This is a genomic window from Mycobacterium sp. SMC-11, assembly GCF_046250095.1.
GTDB classification, from domain to species: Bacteria; Actinomycetota; Actinomycetes; order Mycobacteriales; family Mycobacteriaceae; genus Mycobacterium; species Mycobacterium heraklionense_A.
Window position 1 is genome coordinate 4,335,713 of sequence record NZ_CP176430.1, and the last position, 24,886, is coordinate 4,360,598.

General features: G+C 68.8%; 16 protein-coding genes, 1 tRNA gene and 1 pseudogene. 12 read left to right on the forward strand and 6 right to left on the reverse strand.

Annotation, left to right across the window (positions count from 1 at the left end; all coding sequences use genetic code 11):
- Positions 1-2: 2 nt before the first annotated feature.
- From ACKY0X_RS20555 to ACKY0X_RS20585, 7 genes are all read left to right on the forward strand, one after another.
- Positions 3-1,247, forward strand: coding sequence for an APC family permease (locus tag ACKY0X_RS20555; protein WP_409427499.1), 1,245 nt, complete (start codon positions 3-5; stop codon positions 1,245-1,247).
- Positions 1,248-1,333: 86 nt separating this feature from the next.
- Positions 1,334-5,257: a Pls/PosA family non-ribosomal peptide synthetase gene (locus ACKY0X_RS20560; protein ID WP_409429720.1), complete on the forward strand. Its 3,924-nt coding sequence runs from the start codon at positions 1,334-1,336 to the stop codon at positions 5,255-5,257.
- The gene (locus ACKY0X_RS20565) at positions 5,254-6,609 is read left to right on the forward strand and encodes a M1 family metallopeptidase (RefSeq protein WP_409427500.1); all 1,356 of its coding nucleotides are present in this window, start codon (positions 5,254-5,256) and stop codon (positions 6,607-6,609) included. The genes ACKY0X_RS20560 and ACKY0X_RS20565 overlap by 4 nt, the downstream gene beginning before the upstream one ends.
- Before the next feature lie 106 nt (positions 6,610-6,715).
- Positions 6,716-7,984: a PPE family protein, SVP subgroup gene (locus tag ACKY0X_RS20570; protein WP_409427501.1), complete on the forward strand. Its 1,269-nt coding sequence runs from the start codon at positions 6,716-6,718 to the stop codon at positions 7,982-7,984.
- Positions 7,981-9,192, forward strand: coding sequence for a PPE domain-containing protein (locus tag ACKY0X_RS20575; RefSeq protein ID WP_409427502.1), 1,212 nt, complete (start codon positions 7,981-7,983; stop codon positions 9,190-9,192). The genes ACKY0X_RS20570 and ACKY0X_RS20575 overlap by 4 nt, the downstream gene beginning before the upstream one ends.
- Before the next feature lie 27 nt (positions 9,193-9,219).
- On the forward strand, positions 9,220-9,984 hold the full coding sequence (locus tag ACKY0X_RS20580) for a response regulator transcription factor (RefSeq protein WP_409427503.1): 765 nt from the start codon (positions 9,220-9,222) through the stop codon (positions 9,982-9,984).
- On the forward strand, positions 9,981-11,486 hold the full coding sequence (locus ACKY0X_RS20585; protein WP_409427504.1) for a sensor histidine kinase: 1,506 nt from the start codon (positions 9,981-9,983) through the stop codon (positions 11,484-11,486). Before ACKY0X_RS20580 ends, ACKY0X_RS20585 begins: the two co-directional genes overlap by 4 nt.
- Here ACKY0X_RS20585 and ACKY0X_RS20590 read toward each other — a convergent pair.
- Positions 11,483-12,790 carry a TQXA domain-containing protein gene (locus ACKY0X_RS20590; protein ID WP_409427505.1) on the reverse strand — a complete coding sequence of 436 codons (1,308 nt, stop codon included), beginning with the start codon at positions 12,788-12,790 and terminating at the stop codon, positions 11,483-11,485. The two genes, ACKY0X_RS20585 and ACKY0X_RS20590, sit on opposite strands and share 4 nt — an antisense overlap.
- A 287-nt stretch (positions 12,791-13,077) precedes the next feature.
- Here ACKY0X_RS20590 and ACKY0X_RS20595 point away from each other — a divergent pair, with 287 nt between their 5' ends.
- Genes ACKY0X_RS20595 through epsC form a run of 4 tightly spaced genes read left to right on the forward strand, consistent with a single transcriptional unit; the run spans position 13,078 to position 17,203 of the window.
- Positions 13,078-14,001 carry a family 2A encapsulin nanocompartment shell protein gene (locus tag ACKY0X_RS20595; RefSeq protein WP_065041008.1) on the forward strand — a complete coding sequence of 308 codons (924 nt, stop codon included), beginning with the start codon at positions 13,078-13,080 and terminating at the stop codon, positions 13,999-14,001.
- Positions 13,988-15,640, forward strand: coding sequence for a family 2A encapsulin nanocompartment cargo protein cysteine desulfurase (locus ACKY0X_RS20600; RefSeq protein WP_409427506.1), 1,653 nt, complete (start codon positions 13,988-13,990; stop codon positions 15,638-15,640). Before ACKY0X_RS20595 ends, ACKY0X_RS20600 begins: the two co-directional genes overlap by 14 nt.
- 34 nt (positions 15,641-15,674) lie before the next feature.
- Positions 15,675-16,610: a cysteine synthase A gene (cysK, locus tag ACKY0X_RS20605; protein ID WP_409427507.1), complete on the forward strand. Its 936-nt coding sequence runs from the start codon at positions 15,675-15,677 to the stop codon at positions 16,608-16,610.
- Entirely contained in the window at positions 16,607-17,203 is a 597-nt protein-coding gene (gene epsC / locus ACKY0X_RS20610) for a serine O-acetyltransferase EpsC (protein ID WP_409427508.1), read from the forward strand. The genes cysK and epsC overlap by 4 nt, the downstream gene beginning before the upstream one ends.
- A gap of 8 nt (positions 17,204-17,211) precedes the next feature.
- On the opposite strand, the pseudogene ACKY0X_RS20615 reads toward epsC, so the two are convergent.
- The 3 genes and pseudogenes from ACKY0X_RS20615 to ACKY0X_RS20625 form a co-directional block, all read right to left on the reverse strand.
- Positions 17,212-17,973: pseudogene (locus tag ACKY0X_RS20615) on the reverse strand (class I SAM-dependent methyltransferase); the annotation flags it as partial.
- Between the two features lie 250 nt (positions 17,974-18,223).
- A tRNA-Thr gene (locus ACKY0X_RS20620) sits at positions 18,224-18,299 on the reverse strand.
- Between the two features lie 29 nt (positions 18,300-18,328).
- The gene (locus ACKY0X_RS20625) at positions 18,329-19,555 is read right to left on the reverse strand and encodes a DNA polymerase III subunit delta' (protein WP_409429721.1); all 1,227 of its coding nucleotides are present in this window, start codon (positions 19,553-19,555) and stop codon (positions 18,329-18,331) included.
- A gap of 66 nt (positions 19,556-19,621) precedes the next feature.
- On the opposite strand from ACKY0X_RS20625, the gene ACKY0X_RS20630 reads away from it, so the two are divergent.
- The gene (locus ACKY0X_RS20630) at positions 19,622-21,256 is read left to right on the forward strand and encodes an adenylate/guanylate cyclase domain-containing protein (RefSeq protein ID WP_109403048.1); all 1,635 of its coding nucleotides are present in this window, start codon (positions 19,622-19,624) and stop codon (positions 21,254-21,256) included.
- Between the two features lies 1 nt (position 21,257).
- On the opposite strand, the gene topA is transcribed toward ACKY0X_RS20630, so the two are convergent.
- Together topA and ACKY0X_RS20640 are read right to left on the reverse strand one after the other, a co-directional pair.
- A complete protein-coding gene (topA, locus tag ACKY0X_RS20635) occupies positions 21,258-24,074 on the reverse strand; it encodes a type I DNA topoisomerase (protein ID WP_064888683.1) in 2,817 nt (938 codons plus the stop codon).
- Between the two features lie 116 nt (positions 24,075-24,190).
- Positions 24,191-24,802 carry a hypothetical protein gene (locus ACKY0X_RS20640; protein ID WP_064888658.1) on the reverse strand — a complete coding sequence of 204 codons (612 nt, stop codon included), beginning with the start codon at positions 24,800-24,802 and terminating at the stop codon, positions 24,191-24,193.
- Between the last annotated feature and the right edge of the window lie 84 nt (positions 24,803-24,886).

Consider the following 24,886-nt stretch of genomic DNA (forward strand, 5'->3'; position numbering starts at 1 on the left):
TGATGGACGAGCTTCGCCGGCAGCTGGGTGTGTTCGACGCGGTGACGATCGGGCTGGGTTCGATGCTCGGTGCCGGCATTTTCGTGGCGTTGGCGCCGGCGGCCGCAGCCGCCGGTGCGGCGATGCTGATCGGGCTGGCCGTGGCCGCGGTGATCGCCTACTGCAACGCGACTTCCTCGGCGCGGCTTGCGGCACGGTATCCGGCCTCCGGCGGTACCTACGTATACGGACGCGAGCGGCTGAGCCCGTTCTTCGGCTATCTGGCCGGGTGGGGATTCATCGTCGGCAAGACCGCATCGTGCGCGGCCATGGCACTGACCGTGGGTTTCTATGCGTGGCCCGCGCACGCCCACGCGATCGCGGTGGCGGCGGTGCTGGGGCTGACCGCCGTCAACGTGCTGGGCGTGCAGAAATCGGCGTGGCTGACCCGGGCGATCGTGGCGGTGGTGCTAGCGGTGCTGGCAGCGGTTGTGGTGACCGCACTGGGCGCCCGCGGTGTTGAGGCCGTTGGATTCGACCACTCGTCTGTGTCGGTGCCGGGGGTGCTGCAGGCAGCGGGCCTGCTGTTCTTCGCGTTCGCCGGCTACGCCCGCATCGCCACCCTGGGCGAGGAGGTACGGGATCCGGCCCGCACCATTCCGCGCGCGATCCCGATCGCCTTGGCCATCACTTTCGTGGTGTACGCGCTGGTGGCCATGGCGGCACTGAATGTTCTTGGCCCAGAAGGTCTTGCCAGCGCATCGGCGCCCCTGGTGCAGGTGGTGACGGCCGCCGGGGCGGCCAAGCTGACCGTGGTAGTCCAGATCGCCGCGGTAGTCGCGGCGACCGGATCCTTGCTGGCCCTGATCCTGGGGGTGTCGCGTACCACCCTGGCCATGGCCCGTGACCGGTATCTGCCCGGGTTCTTGACCGCGGTGCATCCCCGGTTCGGGGTGCCGCACCGCGCCGAGATCGCGGTCGGACTGGTGGTTGCCGGGCTGGCCGCCACCACCGATATCCGTGGCGCCATCGGGTTCTCCTCGTTCGCGGTCCTGGTGTATTACGCCGTGGCCAACGCCGCGGCCTGGACCTTGTCTGCCGCCGAGGGCCGTCCCCCGCGCCTGATCCCGATCACCGGCCTGGTGGGCTGCATCGTTGTCGCGTTCGCCTTGCCCGTCACCTCGGTCCTGGCCGGACTGGTGATGTTTGGCGTGGGTATTGCCGCTTACGGCGTGCACCGTCGGTTGGCTCGGCTGGGGCGTCGATAGTCCGCACCCGGGAACAACGCGCCGAGCTGACGATGACGCGCTGCACTCCCCGACCGTGCTGGGTACGTTCTACAGTCGTGCCTTCACTGCAAGTCCCCGCGCAATATCTGCGCGGCTCCTCGGCGCCGCAGCCCCGCACCCTGATCGACATTCTGCAGGACACCGCTGCGCGCTACCCCGATGCTCCGGCCATCGACGACGGCAATGTGGTGTTGACCTACGGGGAGCTGATCGAGGACATCGCCGACAGTGTCGCGTGGCTGGCCGCCCGCGGTCTGGGCCGCGGCGATCGCATCGGCATTCGGATGCCGTCGGGCAATTACGCGCTGTACGTGGCGATCCTGTCCACACTGGCCACCGGTGCGGCCTACGTGCCGGTGGACGCCGACGATCCACCCGAGCGCGCCGAGCTGGTGTTCAACGAAGCTCAAGTGGCGGCGGTGATCACCGAACAGGGATTGATCCGCGGCCCGGGCGCGTCACGCGGCTGGCGGGCCACGGCGCCGCAGACCAGCGACGACGCCTGGATCATCTTCACCTCGGGGTCCACCGGCACCCCCAAGGGCGTGGCCATCACGCACCGCAACGCGGCGGCCTTCGTCGACGCCGAAGCCCAGCTGTTCTTGCAGGACAACCCGATCGGGCCCGGGGACCGGGTGCTGGCCGGGCTGTCGGTGGCGTTCGACGCGTCCTGCGAGGAGATGTGGCTGGCGTGGCGCTACGGCGCCTGTCTGGTGCCGGCGCCGAGGTCGCTGGTACGCAGCGGCATGGACCTGGGTCCATGGCTGGTGTCGCGCGACGTGACCGTGGTGTCCACCGTGCCCACCCTGGCGGCGCTGTGGCCGGCCGAGGCGCTGGAGGCGGTGCGGCTGCTGATCTTCGGCGGCGAGGCCTGCCCGCCGGAGCTGGTGGCCCGGTTGGCGGTGGATGGCCGCGAGGTGTGGAACACCTACGGCCCCACCGAGACCACCGTGGTGGCCTGCGCCGCGCAACTCGACGGCAGCGGCCCGGTTCAGATCGGATTGCCGCTGCTGGGCTGGGATCTGGCCGTGCTCGGTTCCGATGGCGCGCCGGTGGCCACCGGCGAGGTCGGCGAGCTGGTGATCGGCGGTGTCGGTCTGGGCCGCTACCTGGACCCCGACCGCGACGCCGAGAAGTACGCGCCGCTACCGGAGCTGGATTGGGCGCGGGCCTACCGCAGCGGCGATCTGGTGCGGCTGGACGCCGACGGGCTGGTGTTCTGCGGCCGGGCCGATGACCAGGTCAAGGTCGGCGGCCGGCGCATCGAATTGGGTGAGGTGGACAGCGCCCTGGTGGCCCTGTCCGGCGTCAGCGGCGGTGCGGCGGCGGTGCGGACCAGCGCAGCCGGGACCCCACTGTTGGTCGGCTACCTGGTCAGCACCGACCCCGACTTCGATCTGGGGGCCGCACGCGCCGAGCTGGGCCGGCAACTGCCGGCCGCGCTGGTGCCCCGGCTGGTGCTGGTCGACGAACTCCCCACCCGCACGTCGGGCAAGGTGGACCGCGATGCGCTGCCGTGGCCGGTCGGGCCGGAGCCCGGCGGCGCGGGCCTGGCCGGTGACAGCGTTCTCGGGGACCCGGACAGCACCCTGGGCTGGCTGGCCGGGCTGTGGCGCGACGTGCTGGGCGCCCCCGTCGACGACGAGCAGGCCGACTTCTTCGCCCTCGGCGGCGGATCACTGCAAGCCGCACAGCTGGTGGCCGCGGTACGGCAGCGTTACCCGCAGACCACCGTCGCCCAGCTCTACGACCGTCCGCGGCTCGGCTCGCTGGCCGGGTTTCTCGACGACATGGGCCGCAGTGATTCCGGAGCGCAGGCCGCGTCCCGCGCGGTCGAGCCCACGCCGTGGCAGACCCAGGCCGCACAGGTGTTGCTGTCGGTGCCGCTGGCCACGCTGACCGGGCTGCAGTGGGTGACGTGGCTGGCGCTGATCAACAACATGGTGTCGGCGGTGCACCCGCTGGGCTGGCTGGTGCGGCTCGATTGGTGGTGGGTGATCGCCGCCTTCGTGCTGTTCGTGACCCCGCTGGGCCGGATGGGTATCGCCGCGCTGGGGGCGCGCGCATTGCTTTCCAGCCTGCAGCCGGGCACCTATCGGCGCGGCGGCCCCGAGCACCTGCGGGTCTGGATCGCCGAACGGCTCGCCACCGCCAGCGGCGCCGAGAACCTTTCCGGCGCACCATGGCTGGTGTATTACGCGCGGGCACTGGGTAACAAGATCGGCGAGGGCGTAGATCTGCACTCCGCCCCGCCGGTGACCGGGATGCTGACGCTGGGCCACCGGTGTTCCATCGAGCCGGAGGTGGATCTGGCCGGGCACTGGATCGACGGCGACGCGTTCCACGTCGGTCCTGTGACGGTCGGCAACGACGCCACCATAGGTGCCCGCACCACCCTGCTGCCCGGCGCTGCCGTCGGCAAGGACGCCGACGTCGCCCCCGGGTCCGGGGTAGTCGGCGAGGTGAAGAAGGGCCAGTACTGGACCGGTTCGCCGGCGATGAAATCCGGTAAGGCGCACCATCCCTGGCCGGATCACCGGCCACCGCCGCGCCCGGTCTGGGCTGCGGTGTACGGACTGACCTCGCTGTTGCTCGCCGGCCTGCCGCTACTGGCGCTGGGCGCCGGGCTGGCGGTGCTGGGCTGGGCCGTTCGGGACTGCGCCACGCTGACCGACGCGATTCGGCCGGCGGCGCTGGCCACCCCGCTGGCCGCGCTGGTCGCGATGTTCAGCTACGCCGCCTTGACCGTGATCGGGGTGCGGCTGCTGTCGATCGGGCTGCACGACGGCTACCACCCGGTGCGCAGCCGGGTGGGCTGGCAGCTGTGGGCCACCGAACGTCTGATGGACGACGCCCGCGACTATCTTTTTCCGGTGTACGCCAGCCTGATCACGCCGTGGTGGCTACGACTGTTGGGCGCCAAGGTGGGCTCCGGCACCGAGATCTCCACCGCGCTGGTCATTCCGAAATTCACCACGATCGCCGACGGCGCGTTTCTCGCCGACGACACCATGGTGGCCTCCTACGAATTGGGCGGCGGCTGGATCCACGTCGCACCGGCCACCATCGGCAAGCGCGCATTCCTGGGCAATTCCGGGATCACCCAGCCGGGCAGGCGGGTCCCCGACAACTCCTTGGTGGCGGTGCTGTCAACGGCACCGCACAAGGCCAAGACCGGCTCGTCGTGGCTGGGCAGCCCACCGGTGCGACTGCGGCGTAAAGCCGCCGACCTCGACGCCGAGCGAACGTTCGAACCGCCGCTGCGGCTGAAGGTGATGCGCGCGGTCATGGAGACGTTCCGGCTGATCCCGGTCATCGTGACGTTTGCGATCGGAGCCGCGGTTTTGGGCGCGTTGCAGTGGGGGGCAACAACGTTCGGCTACGGCTGGACCGCGCTGGGCAGCGGCGTGACGCTGTTGGCCGCGGGTGCGGTGGCCGGCGGCAGCGCTGTGGTGGCCAAATGGCTGATCGTGGGTCGGATCCGGGCGTCACAGCGCCCGCTGTGGTCATCGTTCGTGTGGCGCAACGAGGTCTCCGACGCTTTCGTCGAAACGGTTGCCGCCCCGTGGTTCGCCCGCGCCGCAACCGGTACCCCGGTGATGAACCTGTGGTTGCGGGCGCTCGGCGCCACCATCGGCCGCGGCGTGTGGTGCGAGACGTACTGGCTGCCCGAAGCCGACCTGGTGACGCTGGACGCCGGCGCGACCGTGAACCGCGGCTGCGTGGTGCAGACCCACCTGTTCCACGACCGGATCATGCAGATGGACACGGTCACGTTGGATGCCGGCGCGACGCTGGGGCCCAACTGTGTGGCATTGCCCGCGGCCCGTCTCGGCGCCGGTGCCACCGTCGGGCCGGCCTCGCTGGTGATGCGCGGCGACGAAGTACCGGCGGCGACGCGCTGGCAGGGCAATCCGATTGCGCCGTGGCTGGTGTCGGGCAAGAAGCGCGGGTCTTCGGCTGCCGCGCGTCAGGAGCCCGCGGCATGAGCAAACCCGCGAAGATTCCCGCCAAGGCGGCCAAGGCCCCGCCACCTGTTCTTGACCCCTATCTGCCCGACAGCGGCAACAGTGGTTACCGGGTCTCGCGCTACGAACTCGACCTGGAGTACAAGGTCAGCAGTAACCGGCTCTCGGGCACCGCGACTATCACCGCGGTCGCGCTGGCGGCGCTGCGCGAGGTCACCCTCGACCTCGCCGACACGATGTCGGTGGCCAAGGTCTGGATCAACGGTCGCCCACCAGCGCGGTTCGCCACCTCCGCGGCCAAGCTGCGGATCGCCTTAGCCGCCACAGTGCCGCCCGGTGCAGCACTGGTGATCGTCGTGCGATACTCGGGATCACCGCGCCCTAGCGAAACACTCTGGGGCGAAGTGGGTTTCGAAGAGTTGTCCGACGGGGCACTGGTCTCCGGACAGCCCAACGGCGCACCGTCGTGGTTCCCCTGTGACGATCACCCCTACACCAAGGCCAGCTACCGAATCCAGATCAGCACCGACAGCCCGTACTACGCGGTGGCCAACGGTGAACTGATATCGCGGCGCGCCCGGGCCACCCGCACCACCTGGACCTACGAGCAGCCCGAGCCGACTCCGACCTATCTGGTCACCCTGCAGATCGGCCGGTACGTGGCCCGCCGACTGCCGGGCTCGACGGTGGCAATCCGCGCGGTGCTGCCGGCCCGCCTGCAGACCGAGTTCGAGCAGGATTTCGCAGCGCAGGCGCAGATGATGGAGCTGTTCGTGCGCTTGTTCGGACCCTACCCGCTGGCGGCCGGCTACACCGTGCTGGTGACCGACGATAACCTGGAGATCCCCCTCGAAGCACAGGGGATTTCGATCTTCGGCGCCAACCACTGCGACGGCACCGGGGGATCCAACCGACTGATCGCCCACGAATTGGCACACCAGTGGTTCGGCAACAGCGTCACCCTGCGGCGCTGGAGCGATATCTGGCTGCACGAGGGGTTCGCCTGCTATGCCGAATGGCTGTGGTCGGAGCATTCCGGCGGGCCAAGCGCCGACCAGCTGGCGCGGCGTTACCACCGCCAACTGGAGGGCCTGCCGCAAGATCTGCTGTTGGCCGATCCCGGGCCGGCCGACATGTTCGACGACCGGGTGTACAAGCGCGGGGCGATCACCCTGCATCTGCTGCGCGGCCGGCTGGGTGACGACGCCTTCTTCGCCCTGCTGCGCGACTGGACGTCGCGCTACCGCCACGGCAACGCCGGCACCGAAGACTTCACCGCCCTGGCCGCCGGATACGCCGGCGAACCGCTGCAATCGTTGTGGCAGGCCTGGCTGTATTCCACCGCAGTCCCCCCGCTAGCAGCGCCCCGTTAACCAAAGCGGCCCGGTAGATATGTGTTTCGTATGAGTCATCGCTACCGAGTTGCCCGGTCGTAGCGGCCAAAAATAGCGTCAAATATCGGCGATCGAGGAGTGGCCGATGAATTTCGCAGCGCTGCCACCTGAAGTCAACTCTGCACTGATGTACACCGGAGCAGGCTCAGGCCCCATCCGCGCCGCCGCCACCGCCTGGAAAACCATGGCCGCCGAACTCGAAACAGCAGCCAACAACTACCGAACCATCATCGCCGAACTCACCGACCAAACCTGGCAAGGCCCCTCCGCAACAGCCATGGCCGCCGCCGCCACCCCCTACGCCGCCTGGATGAGCACCACCGCCACCAAAGCCAGCCACGCCGGCACCCAAGCCGCAGCCGCCGCCACCGCCTACGAAACCGCCTACGCCATGACCGTGCCCCCAGCCGTCATCGCCGCCAACCGCGCCCAACTGGCCACCCTGATCGCCACCAACATCCTCGGCACCAACACCACCGCCATCGCCGCCACCGAAGCCCACTACAGCGAAATGTGGGCCCAAGACGCCACCGCCATGTACGCCTACGCCACCAACGCCGCAGCAGCCACCCAACTGCCCACCTTCACCGCACCGGCACCCAATACCACCTCGGACGGGTCGTACGACGGCGCCGGCGAGGAAGGTTTGTTACTCAACATCCTGGTCGCGTTGCTGGAGGTGGACAGCATCGCTCCCTTCGAAGGCGGCGGTGCGGGACTGGAATTCGGCGGCCTGGCCATCGAGACGGCCAGCCTGGCGCCCTTCGCGGGCCTGGGTTTCACCGGCGATTTCGGTGCCGTCGGCTCCCTGGGCCTGCTCGGTGACGCGCTGCCGGTCGGCGGTGCGCTCGGTGTTGCCCCAGCCGCGGTGGCCCCGGTGCCCTCTGCCGGCCTGGTCAGCACCGGCCGCTCCGCAGTGCCCTGGGCCGGTGTGGGCAAGGCGATACCGGTGGGCGGCATGTCGGTGCCGCGGGCCTGGGCGGCGGCCGCGCCCGCGGCACTGCGCGAAATCACCTTGCTCTCAGCCCAATCCAGCGCCATATCAGCAGCAGCTGCCGGCACTGAACTCCCGTTGGCTGAGATGGCGCTGGCGGGTGCGGCCGGGCGGGCATTGACCAGATCAGCCGACACCATCGGCGCCGAACGCCGCTGCGCCCCGGTGACGGCGCCCAAACCGGCGGATCCGGACCCATCGGAGGATCCGGCGGACACCGTGACGGGTGTGGAGGTTCTTGCCGAACTGCGCGGGCTTGCCGAACTGCGCGAATCGGGAGTCCTCACCGACGAGGAATTCCATCGGCAACGCGAACGCGTCATCGACATGTTCGTCGACTGGGCGGGGGCCGGCCAGTGAATTTCGCAGCGCTGCCACCTGAAGTCAACTCTGCACTGATGTACACCGGAGCAGGCTCAGGCCCCATCCGCGCCGCCGCCACCGCCTGGAAAACCATGGCCGCCGAACTCGAAACAGCAGCCAACAACTACCGAACCATCATCGCCGAACTCACCGACCAAACCTGGCAAGGCCCCTCCGCAACAGCCATGGCCGCCGCCGCCACCCCCTACGCCGCCTGGATGAGCACCACCGCCACCAAAGCCAGCCACGCCGGCACCCAAGCCGCAGCCGCCGCCACCGCCTACGAAACCGCCTACGCCATGACCGTGCCCCCAGCCGTCATCGCCGCCAACCGCGCCCAACTGGCCACCCTGATCGCCACCAACATCCTCGGCACCAACACCACCGCCATCGCCGCCACCGAAGCCCACTACAGCGAAATGTGGGCCCAAGACGCCACCGCCATGTACGCCTACGCCACCAACGCCGCAGCAGCCACCCAACTGCCCACCTTCACCGCACCGGCACCCAATACCACCGCCGACACCGGCACCGGCACGGTGTCGACCGGCCTGCTGTTCGATATCGTCAGCGCGGTTTTCGAGGTGGGCAGCGTCGGGCCCTTCGGGGCGATCGGCCTGGGCGGCGCGTTCGGCGGCCTGGCGATGACGCTGGGAGAACTCGCCCTTCCCGAAGGAGCCGAACTCGGGGCGTTGGGCCTGATCGGTGAAACCGCGCCCGCCCTAGGCGGTTTGGTCCCGACAGCCAGCCTGGCGGCTACCGGCACGGCGTGGGCCAGCGCCGGCAAGGCGATACCGATGGGCGGCCTGTCGGTACCGCGGGCCTGGGCGGCGGCCGTTCCCTCCGCACTGCGCGACGTCACACTGGTAGCAGCTCCATCCGGTAGTGCATCAGCGGCAGCGGGGCCGATGGCGACCGCGGCCAAGCTCCCGTATTCCCAGATGGCGCTGGCCGGCGCGGCCGGGGGCGCCTTGACCAACCCGGCGGGCACCGAACGCCGTTCCCGGCCGGCCAATCTCACTGCGCCGCCCAATCGGGCCGTGGAGCCCGAAGATCCGGACGCCTCGGTCAAGGTCGACAAAGCCGACAAATCGAAAACCATTGGCGTCGTCGCCGAACTACGCGCGCTGGTCGAATTGCGGGACTCGGGCATTCTGACGCCGGAGAAATTCGCCCAGCGGAAACAACGTCTGCTCGGCGAATGACCCCGACTCGGTGGAAAATGGCGACCGATGGCGGGTAACACGGACGGTCAAGCTCCGCGCAAGGCGATCCTCGGGCAGCTCCCGCGGATCTATCGCCCGGACGGCTCACCGATTCGAGTGCTGCTGGTTGATGACGAGCCGGCGCTGACCAACCTGGTGACCATGGCCCTGCATTACGAGGGGTGGGTGGTCGACGTCGCCCATAACGGACGCGACGCCGTGACCAAGTTCCATGGCGGGACGCCTGATCTGCTGGTGCTCGACATCATGCTGCCCGATATCGACGGGCTGCGGATTCTGCAGCGGGTCCGCGAGTCCGATCCCTACACGCCGACACTGTTTCTCACCGCCCGCGACTCGGTGACCGACCGGGTGACCGGACTGACCTCGGGCGCCGACGATTACATGACCAAGCCGTTCAGTCTGGAGGAGTTGGTGGCCCGGCTGCGGGGGCTGCTGCGCCGGTCGAGTCAGCTGGCACCGCCGATGAACGAGGTGCTCACCGTGGGCGACCTGACGTTGGACGGCGCCAGCCGCCAGGTCACCCGCGGCGGCACCGCGGTCGCGCTGACCACAACCGAGTTCGAACTGCTGCGCTTTTTGATGCGCAACCAAGGCCGGGCGTTGGGCCGCGCGGAGATCTTGGACCGGGTCTGGAATTACGACTTCGCCGGCCGCACCAGCATCGTCGACCTCTACATCTCGTACCTGCGGAAGAAGGTCGACGCCGACCGCGCGCCGATGATCCACACCGTGCGCGGAGTGGGATACATGTGCAAGCCACCCGAATGACCGCCGCCCCCAAGCCCCCTCGGTGGCGTCCCCGTGGTCTGCGCCGGCAGTTGGTGCTGGGGGTGTCGGCCGTCGTCACCGTGGTGTTCGTCGCGGTGGGCGCGGTGTCGGTGCTGAGCCTGCGCACCTACGTCACCGCCACGAGCGACGCCGACCTCTACGAGTCACTCAACGCCTTCAGCCACTACTTCGCCGACTATCGCCACGTCGACAACGTGGTGGGCCCCGACGGCCATTCGAACATCGGCACGGCCATGCTCGGCTTCAGTGATCAGACCCCGGGCAATGTGCTGGCGGTGCTGCGCGACGGCGTGGTAATCGGGGCCGTGGTGTTCACCAAGCGGGACCCCTATCCCGCGCCCGTCGACGTGGTGGCCACCATCGCCGGGGGACGTTGGACCAGTGGTCAGCCGCAGACGGTGGAGTTGGGCAGCCTGGGCTCCTATCGGGTGGCTACCCGCGCGGTCGACGACGACGACCTGTTGTTCATCGGCGGCTCGATGCACCTGGCGAACCGCACCGTCGATCGCCGAATGGCTGCTGCCTCAGCGCTTTACACCTTGGCGTTGCTGGTCACCTCGGGGTTGACGATCACGGTGGTCAGCTATGCGTTGCGGCCGCTGCGCCGGGTCGCGGCGACCGCCGCCTCGGTGGCGGCGATGCCGCTGGCGGAGGGCGACGAGCGCATCACCATCCGAGTGGCCGAGGACGATGTCGACCCGGGCAACGAGGTGGGAATCGTCGCCGGTGCATTGAATCGATTGCTGGACAACGTCGACAGCGCACTTGCCTATCGCAGTGACGCCGACCGGCGGATGCGGCAGTTCATCACCGACGCCAGCCACGAGCTACGTACACCGCTCGCGGCCATTCAGGGGTATGCCGAACTGACGCGGCAGGACAGCGTGGCCCTGCCGCCGACCACCGAGTATGCGCTGGCCCGCATCGAGTCCGAGGCCCAGCGGATGGCCTCGTTGGTGGAGGAGCTGTTGTTGCTGTCGCGACTCGGCGAAGGCCAGGACCTGCAGCTCGAAGATGTCGACCTAGCTGACCTGGTGCTCGATGCGGTCAACGACGCGGCCGCCGCCGCACCGACCCACCACTGGATCAAAGACCTGCCCGATGCCCCGGTGTGGGTTCGCGGCGATCGCGCGCGGCTGCATCAGGTCGTCACCAACCTGCTGAAGAACGCCTGGGTACACACCCCGCCCGGGGTGACGGTGACGACGGCCATCACCGCGGACCACGGCGGGGTCGGTGGGCCGGCCGCGGAGTTGACGGTGGCCAACGACGGCCCCGGTATCGACGCCGAGTTGGTACCGCATCTTTTCGAGCGGTTCGTCCGGGCGGACAAGGCCCGCTCCGGTGAATTGGGCAGCACCGGACTGGGGTTGGCGATCGTCTCTTCGATCGTCGGCGCCCACCGTGGCTCGGTGAGCGTGGAGTCGACCGAGGGCTGGACGGTGTTTCGGGTGCGACTGCCGGTGGAGGATCCGCACTAGGCGGATCGGGCTCCTGACCGCGGTCGTCGGGACCGGTGTGGCAAGGCCCGCCACTGCGCCCACGAGAGGTCGAAGTCGACGACCAGCGCGGCCGGAACCGCCAGCGCCACTGGGGTGAACATCTGCGAGTCCTGTTCTGCGGCAATGCCGGTGAGGACCCGGCCGCCGTAGCCGTCTTCGGTACCGGGCACCGTGACGCGTACCCGTGCCGACACCGCGCCCGGGCGCGGACGCAGGTAGAAGACGCTGCCCGGCTGCACCGGGTGAGTCAGCTCGTTGCCGTCGGCATCCAGTAGCTCCGCACCCTCGGCGCTCAGCGCGGCGGAGTCTGCGACGGACAGGCGCAACGGCCCCACCAGACCGTCGACCATGGTGGCGGCCGAGACGTTCAATCCGGGTGCGGTGGTGCGCGCCCGGGCCGCGCCGGCCAGCAGGTACCGATAGAGGGCCACGATGCGGTCCGCATTGCGATAGGTGCTGGCGCCGTTGAGCCAGAAGTCGACGTCGCCGAGGGTGGCCCCCGTCCCCGGCCCGGCCACCGACAGGCGGTAGAACCGGTGGCCCCCGACGGTAGCACCCACGCCGAGCGCCTTGCGATGGGCGCCGGCGGCCTCGACGGCCAGCCGCGACGATTTCACCTCCCGCCAGCTACGACCGTCGTCGGACTTGTGCAGGGTCACCGTCACCGGCTCCGAGGCGACCAGTTCCAGGGTGTAGCCACCCAACTCCAGAGCCTCTTCGAACTCGACGGTCACCCCATCGGCATCGCGCAGCACCCGGACCGGCTCGGTGCGGGCACGGGTGTCCAGCTCCAAACCGTTGGTCAACCACCAGATCGCGGCCTGGGTGGCGGCAATCGCCTCGTGCTCGGTGATGTTGCCGCGTCCCAGCCGATGGCCGGCCTCCCGCAGCCGACGGCTCAACTCGACGGTGGTCAGCCGCGGGACCGAGTTACGCAGGATCCAGTCGACCTGAACTTCGCGGGGGTCACGGGCGCCCTGAACAGCCCGGCGCAGGTTCGGAACCGCCGACCAGGTGTCGATCCGGTATGCCGATGGCCGGGTGGGCGCGATGCCGTGAAAGTCCAGCGAATAGGCCGCGATGCCGGGGTTCAGGCGAATCAGATCGGTGCGTGCGCAGGTGCCGTCGGTGAAAACGATCCGGTCGACGGTGTGCGAATACGTACCGCCGTGATAGCGGGTCATTCGGTCGATGTCGACGGCCGGGCGGGGTTGCACCCGGCGCCGGACGGTCACCGTGGGTTCGGTGTCGAGAAAAGGAAAAACGGAGGTTGAAACGGTCATGCCGAGTCGACTTTCTGGTCTGAAGCGCGCACGGCAGCATCTCGCCGAGAAAAGGGGCGGGCTGCGACGCTAAGGAATCAGGGCGTCAGAGAATCAACAACAACAACACGCGGCAAGGCGGCACAAAGTGTGCGGCTGTGGCAGCGTGATGTTCGACATACACATACCCTACGACATGTACCGCAGCGGCGCGAACTGCGAGGGATTCAATTCGCCCTGAGCGCAACTGGTGGGCAAACCCGGACCATAGTCCATGATTGGCGCCGTCACTCATCAGGAGGAAAGCAATGACGTCCGCTCAGAACGAATCTCAGGCGCTCGGGGACCTCGCCGCACGGCAACTCGCGAATGCGACCAAGACGGTCCCGCAACTGGCCACCATCACGCCGCGCTGGCTGCTGCACCTGTTGAACTGGGTCCCGGTCGAAGCCGGTATTTACCGGGTCAACCGGGTGGTCAACCCCGGCCAGGTCGCCATCCATGCCGAGCAGGGCGCCGGTTCGGAGGAACCGCTGCCGCAGACGTTCGTGGACTACGAGACCAGCCCGCGGGAGTACACCCTGCGTTCGATCTCCACCCTGCTTGATGTGCACACCCGGGTCTCCGACCTGTACTCCAGCCCGCACGACCAGGTCGCACAGCAGCTGCGCCTCACCATCGAGACCATCAAGGAACGCCAGGAGTACGAGCTGGTCAACAATCCGGAATACGGCCTGTTGGCGCAGGTCACGCCCGAGCAGACCATCTCCACCCTGACCGGCCCGCCCACCCCCGACGACCTGGATTCGTTGATCACCAAGGTGTGGAAGACCCCGGGGTTCTTCCTGACCCACCCGTTGGGTGTGGCCGCCTTCGGCCGTGAAGCCACCCGCCGCGGTGTGCCGCCGGTGGTGGTGAACCTGTTCGGTGCCCAATTCATCACTTGGCGCGGCATCCCGATCGTGCCCAGCGACAAGGTGCCGGTGGAGGACTCCAAGACCAAGTTCCTACTGGTGCGCACCGGCGAGGAGCGCCAGGGTGTGGTCGGACTGTTCCAGCCCGGCCTGGTCGGCGAGCAGGCGCCGGGCCTATCGGTGCGGTTCACCGGCATCAACCGGTCGGCGATCGCGTCCTACCTGGTCACGCTGTACAACTCGCTGGCCGTGCTCACCGACGATGCGCTCGCCGTGCTCGACGACGTCTCGGTGGACCGTTTCCATGAGTACAAGTGACCCCAGGCCGGTAAACCCACCGGTCAGCGCCGCTGAGCTGGAGGTACTGGCCAACCAGCTGTATGCCGCCCGGCCCGGTCCGGACTCGCCGCCGCAGACCACCGCGGTGGCACCCCGGGGCGGCGTACCCGACCCGTCCGGACTGCTGCCGCCGGGGCTAGCCGACCTGTCGGCGTTCGCGGTGCCGAGCGGCATCGTGCCGACCGTGCCCGGGGTGCTGGCCGGTTCCCCGGCCGGGGCAGTCCCGGTCGCGCCACGTGGATCGGCCCCCGGCTGGCCCGGGGGCGCGCCGGCGGTTCCGCAGCTGGATTGGCACGGCACCCCCGCACCCGCCGCGGGTGGCGACGAGGCGAACTACGCGTTCTTGTCGCATCGGGTGCCGGCCGCCGAACCGGCTCCGACGGTGCCGGACTCGCACGAGATCTTCGACGTCAACGCGGTGCGCGCCGACTTTCCGATCCTGCGCGAGACCGTCAACGGCAAGCCGTTGATCTGGTTCGACAACGCCGCCACCACACAGAAGCCGCAGGCCGTCATCGACCGGCTGGCGCACTTCTACGCCCACGAGAACTCCAACATTCACCGGGCCGCACACGAACTCGCGGCCCGCGCCACCGATGCCTACGAGGACGCCCGCGACACCGTGCGGCGATTCCTGGGCGCACCGCGCAGTGAAGACGTCGTCTTCGTGCGTGGCACCACGGAGGCGATCAACCTGGTGGCATACGCCTGGGGCGGCAAGAATCTGCGCCCCGGCGACGAGATCGTCATCACCCACCTGGAGCACCACGCGAATATCGTTCCGTGGCAAATGATCTCGAAGAAGACCGGGGCAATCTTGAAGGTGGCCCCGGTGGACGAGGCGGGCAATCTGCTGCTGGGAGAATTCGAGGACCTGCTGGGCCCGCGAACCAAACTGGTTGCCGCCACACATGTCTCCAACGCCCTGGGCACCGTCACCCCGGTGCACGACATCGTCGAGCTCGCCCACCGCCACGGCGCTCGGGTGCTGATCGACGGGGCACAGTCGATCCCCCACATCCCGATCGACGTGCAATCGCTGGGCGCGGACTTCTTCGCGTTCTCCGGGCACAAGATCTTCGGTCCCACCGGGATCGGAGTGCTCTACGGCACCGCCGAGGCGTTGGCTGAGACGCCGCCGTGGCAGGGTGGAGGCAACATGATTGCCGACGTCACCCTGGAGCGTTCGCTCTACCAGGAACCGCCCAACAAATTTGAGGCGGGCACTGGCAATATCGCCGACGCGGTCGGGTTGGGCGAAGCCCTGCGCTACGTGGAACGGGTGGGCATCGAACGCATCGCCGCCTACGAGCACGCCCTACTCGAATACGCCACACCGCGCCTGGCCGATATCCCCGGGGTGCGGCTCGTCGGCACCGCCGACGAGAAGGCCAGCGTGTTGTCGTTCGTGCTGGCCGGCCACGAGCCGTTGGAAGTGGGCAAGGCACTGAACTCCGAGGGCATCGCGGTGCGCGCCGGTCACCACTGCGCGCAGCCGATCCTGCGCCGCTATGGCCTGGAGGCCACCGTGCGGCCGTCGTTCGCGTTCTACAACACTTTCGAAGAGATCGACGTCTTCATCAAGGCCGTACGGCGCATTGCCGAAGGGAGCGCGTAGCACCTATGGCGGCCTTGGCAGGAAAGGGCATTTGATGGGCAGGATCTACAACAACGTCACCGAGCTGATCGGCCATACGCCGCTGGTGCGGCTCAACCGGCTGACCGAGGGACTGGACGCTCAAGTGGCGGCCAAACTCGAGTTCTACAACCCCGCCAACAGCGTCAAGGACCGCATCGGCGTCGCGATCATCGACGCCGCTGAGAAGTCCGGCCAGCTGCGTCCCGGGGGCACCATCGTCGAGGCCACCAGCGGCAACACCGGCATCGCCCTGGCGATGGTCGGCGCGGCCCGGGGCTACAAGGTGATCCTGACCATGCCGGACACCATGTCCACCGAGCGCCGGGTGATGCTGCGCGCCTACGGCGCCGAGATCGTGCTGACGCCCGGCTCCGAGGGCATGGCCGGCGCGGTGGCCAAGGCCAAGCAGATCGTCGCCGACACCCACAACGCCCTGTCCGCAGACCAGTTCGCCAACCCGGCGAACCCGGCGATCCACGAGCGGACGACCGGCGAAGAGATCTGGAAGGACACCGACGGCGCCGTCGACATCTTCGTCGCCGGCATCGGCACCGGCGGCACGCTGACCGGTGTCTCGCACACCCTCAAGTCCCACAAGCCCGAGGTTCAGATCGTCGGCGTGGAGCCCAAGGACTCCGCGATCCTGCACGGCGCCGACCCCGGCCCACACAAGATCCAGGGCCTGGGCGCCAACTTCGTGCCCGAGGTGCTCGACCGCGACTGTTACGACGAGATCATCGACGCGCAGTTCGACGACGCCATCCGGGTGGCTCGCGCGCTCGGCACCGAGGAGGGGATCCTCGGCGGAATCTCCGCCGGTGCCAACGTGTGGGCCGCCCTCGAACTGGCCAAGCGCCCCGAGAACGCCGGAAAGCTGATCGTGGTCGTGGTCCCCGACTTCGGCGAGCGTTACATCTCGACGCCGCTGTTCGAACACATTCGCCAATGAGCGCGCTGATCAGCGTGTGGACGACGCTGCGCGAGGACCTGCGCAACGCGCGCGACCATGACCCGGCCGCGCGCGGGGACTTCGAGAACGCCCTGGTCTATTCGGGCCTGCACGCGATCTGGTCGCATCGGCTCGCGCACCGGCTGTGGGCCAAGCCGGCGCTGCGCGGGGTGGCCCGCGTGCTGGCCCAGGCCACCCGATTCGCCACCGGGATCGAGATCCACCCCGGCGCGACGATCGGGCGGCGGTTCTTCATCGACCACGGCCTGGGCGTGGTGATCGGCGAGACCACCGAGATCGGCGATGACGTCATGGTTTATCACGGTGTCACCCTCGGCGGGCGCTCGCTGAGTCACGGCAAGCGCCACCCGACCATCGGCAACGGCGTCACGGTGGGCGCCGGCGCGGCGGTACTCGGTCCGATCACCATCGGAGACGGCAGCGCGATCGGCGCGAATGCCGTTGTCACCCAAGATGTTCCGGCGGATTGCATTGCCACCGGAATACCGGCCGCGGTGCGTCACCGCACCGAGAAGCAGCGGGAGCCGCTGGTGGACCCGACCAGTTACATCGACCCGGCGATGTACATCTAAAGACACGTTCAGCGCGACGGCTCCGCGGCGATCACGTAGTCGTGACCGTGCCGCAGACCGCCGTCGCGGGCGAGGACGAGTAGGGCTCGAAGCCGCAGTTCTTCGACATACTGAAGCATCCCGCTGCCCAGAGCCGCGGACCCGAAACGTTGAATTCGCCTGCGGCACATATCAAGCTGGCGGTTGACATGTCCGGGTCCGTAGCGGATCGGGAAGCGTCGGCTCTCCACGATCTTCAACCCGGCCCGTTCGAGCTGCCGCAGCACCCAGTCGAGCGGATATTCACGGTAGGGTCGCTCACCGGCAAGTAGTAGACACGCGTCGCGGGCCCGCCCGATTTCCCAGATGATGCGGCCGCTTTCGGTCTCGGGCTGGTACTGAACGTAGGGTTCCAGCCCGGTGACATAGAGCCGGCCGTTGTCGGCGACCAGGGGGCGCAATCGTTCGAACGCCTGGTCCTGCCAGTACGGGGCGAAGCCCTCGATCGCGCCGACGAGATAGTCGACCAGCACGGTGTCGAAGGTTTCGCCGGCGAGCAGGCTGTCATCGATCCAGTTGCCGACCAGCAACCGGTCTTGTGGCCGGATTCCGTCGCCCAGTGCCGCGCGAGCCGCTTCGGCCATGCCGGGCGCCGCGGTGATCGCCGTCCAACGGTCGGTCGGCAGTGCCTGGACCCATTGCAGGGACTTCACCCCCGCACCGGAATCCAACATGGCGCCCCACGCTCGATCGCCATGCAGGGTCTCCACGTAGCGAAAGAGCGATGACACTTCGGATGTGGCGCTGGTGGACAACGGGATTGCTCGCTTCGTCGGCGCGGTCTGATGCGCACCGGCAGCGACCGTTGGGGTCTCGGCGGCGCTCGGCTCTCAGGCTAGCGCGCACGGACGTTATTGACAATGATTGTCAATAACGTCTGCCGGCATAGCCCTCGGCGAACGTGCGCAGAATGCCGGCAGGGGCGGTGTGTCGGCGTGCAGACACGCACGCTCACGGGGAACACGAACTGGGTCAAGCTTGTGGAGCCACCTAGGAGAATCGAACTCCTGACCTATTCATTACGAGTGAATTGCTCTACCGACTGAGCTAAGGTGGCGGGCTCGACCGAGGCCGGGCCGGATCAGTCTACAGGTCGTCTCGCAGGGCCTGCCCGACGGTGGCCACCATGGCGCCGACGGCGAAGCGGGGCTTGACGTTGGCCGCCAGTGCGTCGCGGCATTCGAGCACCGCCTCGATGCAGCGCAACAGCCGATCCGGCGACGCGTGGGCGGCGATGGCCGCCACCGCATCGGTCATGTCCGGGTGGTTGGGCCGGGCGACACCGGCCGAGGCCGTGGCCACCAGCAGGGCATCGCGAAAGTAAGTGGCCAGGTCGATCAGGGCCCGATCTAGCGCGTCACGCGAGGCCCGGGTCTGCCGGGACTTCTGCCGGCGCTCCAGGTCCTTGATCACCCCGGCGGTGCCGCGCAGTGTTCCGGCGGTGCCCTTGCCGGTCCCGCCTGCCCCCAGCGCGGTGCGCAGCTCCTCGGTCTCGACCTCGGCGCGTTCAGCGGTCAGATCCCGCGCCTCGGACTCTGCTGCGGCCACCAACTCGTCGACCGCGGTGAACGCCCGCGACGGGGTCGCCGCGTCACGCGCCAGTGACAGCGCCCGCTGGCGGCGCTGGCGGGCCTCGGAATCGGTGGCCAGGCGCCGGGCCCGGCCCACGTGGCCGCCGCTGACCGCGGCCGCCCAGTCCGCCGTCTCGCGGTCGAGCCCGTCGGCATCGATCAGCACCTGGGCGATGGCCGCCGGCGGCGGCGTCACCAGCGCCACGTGGCGGCAGCGGGACCGCAGCGTGATCGCGATGTCCTCGGGATCGACCGAGGGGGCGCACAACAGAAACACGGTCGAGGGCGGCGGCTCCTCGACGACCTTCAGCAGGGCGTTGCCCGCGCCCTCGGTGAGCCGGTCGGCGTCCTCGACCACCACGATCTGCCAGCGGCCGGTCCCGGGGCGCCGGGAGGCGGCCTGCACGATGGCCCGCATCTCATCGACGCCGATGGACAGTCCCTCCGGCACCACCCGCCGCACGTCGGCGTGGGTGCCGGCCATCGTCGTGATGCAGGCGCGGCAGTGACCGCAGCCCGGCCCGCCGTCGGCCTCGTCGGCGGTGCACTGCAGCGCCGCGGCGAAACACACCGCCGCGATCGACCGCCCCGATCCCGGCGGACCGGTGATCAACCACGCGTGTGACATACCGCCGGCGGTCATACCGCTGTGTGCTACATCACGCCGAGCTGCCCGCGCGGCAGCCAACAGCTCGGCTTCGACCGACTGCTGGCCCACCAAACGCGCGAAAACCCCGGACATCATCGGTCACAGTAGTGGCTTGACCGGACATTCGGGCTCCGGCTTTGTCGCCTCGACCGATACGGTGTGCTGGTGAGCACCACGACCCTGGTCGGGCGGATCAACCGATTCGTCCGCTGGGTCGTGCGCACTCCCTGGCCGGTTTTCACGCTGAGCATGCTGCAAGCCGACATCATCGGGTCGCTGTTCGTCTTCGGTTTCCTGCGGTTCGGCCTGCCCGAGGAAGACCGCATCAATCTGCAGGACCTGCCGCGCCTGAATCTGGCGTTGTTCGCCATGGTGCTGCTGTGCCTGTTCGCTCTCGGCTTTTCGATCAGCACCGCATTGCTGATGCCGGTGTTCCGCTGGCAACGCCGAGAGGCGCTGCTGGCCGATGTGGACGCCACCGACTCCGATCCGGCAGATACCGAACTGGCCCGGTCCCGGGCGCTGCGGATGCCGTTCTACCGCTCCCTGATCAGCATCTGCTACTGGACGGTCGGCGGGGTGGTGTTCGTCGTCATCAGCTGGCAGGTGGTGCACAACGTGGTGCCGGTGGTGGTCACCGCCACCGCCCTGGGTGCCGCCGCCACCGCGATCATCGGTTATCTGCAGTCCGAGCGGGTGCTACGGCCGGTCGCCGTCGCGGCCCTGCGGGACGGGACCCCGGAGAAGCTGCGGGCGCCGGGAGTGATCCTTCGGCAGCTGCTGACCTGGCTGCTGTCGACCGGGGTGCCGGTGCTGGCGATCGTGCTGTCGGTGTTGGCCGGCAAGGCATCGTTGCTCAACGCCTCACCGGACAAACTGTTCACCCCGATCCTGCTGATGGCGCTGGCCGCCCTGGTGATCGGGCTGGCCGGCACCGTGCTGGTGTCGATGTCGATCGCCGACCCGCTGCGCCAGTTGCGCTGGGCGCTGGGTGAGGTGCAGCGCGGCAACTACAACGCGCACATGCAGATCTACGACGCCAGTGAGCTCGGGCTGCTGCAGGCCGGGTTCAACGACATGGTGCGTGACCTGGCCGAGCGGCAGCGGCTGCGTGACCTGTTCGGCCGCTACGTCGGCGAGGACGTGGCCCGGCGGGCCCTGGAGCGTGGCACCGAGCTGGGTGGCCAGGAACGCGACGTGGCGGTGCTCTTCATCGATTTGGTGGGTTCCACCCAGCTGGCCGCGACCCGGCCGCCCAGCGAGGTCGTCAACCTGCTCAACGAGTTCTTCCGGGTCGTGGTCGAGGCCGTCGGACGCCACGGCGGTTTCGTCAACAAGTTCCAGGGTGACGCGGCGCTGGCCATCTTCGGCGCGCCCATCGAGCACCCGGACGCCTCCAGTGCGGCCTTGGCGGCGGCCCGCGAACTGCACGACGGCCTGCTGCCGGTGCTCGATTCCGAAGAGTTCGGCATCGGGGTGTCGGCCGGGCGGGCCATCGCCGGCCACATCGGTGCCCGGGCCCGCTTCGAGTACACCGTGATCGGCGACCCGGTCAACGAGGCTGCCCGGCTGACCGAGCTGGCCAAGTTGGAGGACGGCCACGTGCTGGCTTCGGCGGTGGCGGTCAGCGGCGCGGTCGACGCCGAGGCGCTGTGCTGGGAGGTCGGCGAGATCGTCGAGCTGCGTGGGCGCGCCGTTCCCACTCAGCTGGCGCGGCCGCTGAACCTCGCAGCGCTGGAACCGATCCCGGCCGAGATCGTCGAGGACGCCGAGCCCGCGGCCGCAGCCGACTGACTCAGCTCTTTGTAGCCTTCTTCGCGGCTGCCTTCTTCGCCGGCGCCTTTTTCGCGGGTGCCTTGCGGGCCGTCTTCTTGGCGGCCTTCTTGGCCGGCCCCCGAGCCCGCCGGTCGGCGAGCAGTTCGGCGGCACGCTCATCGGTGATGGTGGCCACCTCGTCGCCCTTGCGCAGGCTGGCGTTGGTCTCACCGTCAGTCACGTACGGACCGAATCGGCCGTCCTTGATCACCATCGGCTTGCCGCTCGCCGGGTCAGCACCCAGCTCCCGCAGCGCGGCAGTCGCCGCCGCTTGGCGGCCACGGCGCTTCGGCTCGGCGTAGATCTTCAGCGCCTCCTCAAGGGAGATCTCGAAAATCTGCTCCTCGGTGGCCAGCGACCGAGAATCGGTGCCCCGCTTCAGGTATGGCCCGTAGCGACCGTTCTGCGCGGTGATCTCATCGCCGGACTCCGGGTCGACGCCGACCACCCGCGGCAACGACAGCAGCTTCAGCGCATCGTCGAGCGTCACGGTTTCCAGGCTCATGCTGCGCAGCAGTGAACCGGTACGCGGCTTCGGGCCGGTCGGCTTCTTGCCCTTCTTGGCGGTCGCCCCGGACTCGTCGTCCGGCGGGGGCGGCAGAACTTCGGTGACGTACGGGCCGTAGCGGCCGTCCTTGGCGACGACCTCGTGCCCGGTGGCCGGGTCCACACCGAGCGACCGGCCCTCCTGCGGCGTGGCGAAACGTTCCTCGGCCAGCGCCAGGGTCAGCTCGTCCGGTGGCAGCGAGTCATCCAGGTTTGCCCGCTGCGGGGTCGGCTCGCCGTCGTCCCCGGTGACCATGCGCTCCAGGTAGGGGCCGTTCTTGCCCACCCGTACATAGACCGGCCTGCCTTCGGCGTCGTCGAACAGCCGGATCGAGTTGATCTCGCGGGCGTCGATGCCCTCCAAGTTGACCCCGACCAGCTTCTTCAGGCCCCCGGCGCGGGCGATCGAGTCCTCGACCCCGTAGTCGCCGCCGAAGTAGAAGTTGTGCAGCCAGTCGACGCGGCGCTGGCGCCCGGCGGCGATCCCGTCGAGCTCGTCCTCCATGGCGGCGGTGAAGTCGTAGTCGACCAGCCGGCCGAAGTGCTGCTCAAGCAGCCCGATCACCGCGAAGGCCACCCAGGTGGGGACCAGCGCGCTGCCCTTTTTGTAGACGTAGCCGCGGTCCTGGATGGTCTTGATGATCGAGGAGTACGTCGACGGCCGACCGATGCCCAACTCCTCGAGCGCCTTGACCAGCGAGGCCTCGGTGTAGCGCGCGGGTGGGTTGGTGGCGTGGCCGTCGGGGGTCAGCTCGGTGGCGTCCACCCGCTGGCCCTGGGTCAGCTGCGGCAGCCGCCGCTCGGCGTCGTCGGCTTCACCGCCGGCCAACTCGTCGACGGTCTCCACGTAGGCCTTGAGGAAGCCGGCGAAGGTGATGGTGCGGCCGCTGGCGGCGAACGTCACCTGCTGAGAGCCGGACTGGCCGCCGATCCGCAGGCTCAGCGTGGTGCCGCGGGCGTCGGCCATCTGCGAGGCGACGGTGCGCTGCCAGATCAGCTCGTAGAGCCGGAACTCGTCGCTGCCCAGCTCATTGCGCACCGCATCGGGGGTGGCGAACGTCTCGCCGGCCGGCCGGATCGCCTCGTGGGCTTCCTGGGCGTTCTTGACCTTGCGGGTGTACTGCCGCGGCGACGGCGAGACGTATTCCTCGCCGTAGAGCTGGCGAGCCTGCGTGCGGGCGGCATCAATAGCGCTGGCCGACAAAGTCGTCGAGTCGGTACGCATATAGGTGATGTAGCCGTTCTCGTAGAGCCGCTGGGCGATGCTCATCGTCCGCTCGGCCGAGAACCGCAGCTTGCGACCGGCTTCCTGCTGCAGCGTCGAGGTCATGAAGGGCGCGTAGGGGCGACGGGTGTAGGGCTTGTCCTCCACCGAGGTCACCGACAGCGACGCACCGCGCAGTCCAGCCGCCAGGGCAGTGGCCGCGGCCTCGTCGAGCACCGTGACCTCGGCGGGCTTCTTCAGTGCCCCCAGCGAGTCGAAGTCGCGTCCGCTGGCCACCCGCAGCTCGTCGACGGCGACCAGTCGGGCGCTGAAGTTGGGCGGGGAAGCCGTCGGGTCGGAGACGCTGGCGTCCAGTTGGGCGACCACGTCCCAGTAGGAGGCACTGCGGAACGCCATCCGCTCGCGTTCGCGCTGCACGATGATGCGGGTGGCCACCGACTGGACGCGGCCCGCCGACAGCTTCGGCGCGACCTTCTTCCACAGCACGGGGCTGACCTCGTAGCCGTACAACCGGTCCAGGACGCGCCGGGTCTCCTGCGCGTCGACCAGGTCGATGTCCAGGTCACGGGGATTTTCGGCGGCGTTGCGGATCGCCGGCTCGGTGATCTCGTGGAACACCATCCGCTTGACCGGGATGCGCGGTTTCAGGGTCTCCAGCAGGTGCCAGGCGATCGCCTCGCCCTCCCGGTCACCATCGGTGGCCAGATAGAGCTCGTCGACGTCTTTGAGCAGGTCCTTGAGCTCGGCAACGGTGCTCTTCTTGTCGGGGCTGACGATGTAGAGCGGTTCGAAGTCGGCGTCGACGTTGACGCCCAGACGCGCCCACGCTTCGGTCTTGTACTTCGCCGGTACGTCGGCGGCGTTGCGCGGCAGGTCCCGGATATGCCCTCGGGAGGACTCAACGACGTAATCGCGGCCCAGATAGCCCGCAATTTTCCGTGCCTTGGTAGGCGACTCGACAATGACGAGCCGCCGCACGGGTGTTTTATCGCCATTGCGGGCGCTCACCGTCTTAGAGTCAGCCACCTTGCGCTTACCACTCCACTTCTGTCCGCACCGCCGCGTCACGCCGCCGGTGGACAACTGACAATCTCGCACTCACGCCCATGCCGATGCAAACCGGCGTTCAGCAGTGCATTCTCTCAAAGTCCGTCCGCATGGCCCGGGATCGCGGCTCCGACACGCGGCCATTGACTCAACGCTTCGGGATCCGCGGGTGATTCCCCGACGTTCTCGACCAGCCGCGATAACCTGCGGCGGCCGGTGATCCGCAACGCCGGATGGCCGCCGCGGGTCCCGATCAGCGTGGGCGCGATACCCACCCGCATCATGGCCGAAGCCAGTGGCTCGTAGGTGTCCGGCGCGTGCGGATCGAGTCCGAGCAGGTATCGGTCGTCCTCGGCGGCCCCTGCCGCCAGCGTCCACGCCCGCAGTTCCCGCGGCCCCGGCAGCCATTGCGGCGGCACCGTTTTGACCGCCCCGCGGGTCCAGGCCTGGGCCAGCGCGCGCAGGCGCGCGTCGACCGCAGTCCGCACCAGCGGGGTGTCTTCCTCGGTGCGCGTGACCTCGGACAGCAGACCGGCTTCGCCGATCAACTCGGCCAGTGCCACAGCTCGCCAGGGGGCGTCGACCACGACCGACAGCCGCGCGCCGTCACCCACCACGACGATCTGTCCCGGACCAGCCAGCACCCCGGTGAGGTCGGCAACGCTGGGCGGCACCGACTCTGCCGAAAAGAAGGAAAGCTGGCTCACGTCACCGACAGTAAGCCGGTCCACCGTCCGGCGGTATCCGGGGCGGTCTTACCCGCCCGAAACGAAACCCCCCGGCTTAGCTCC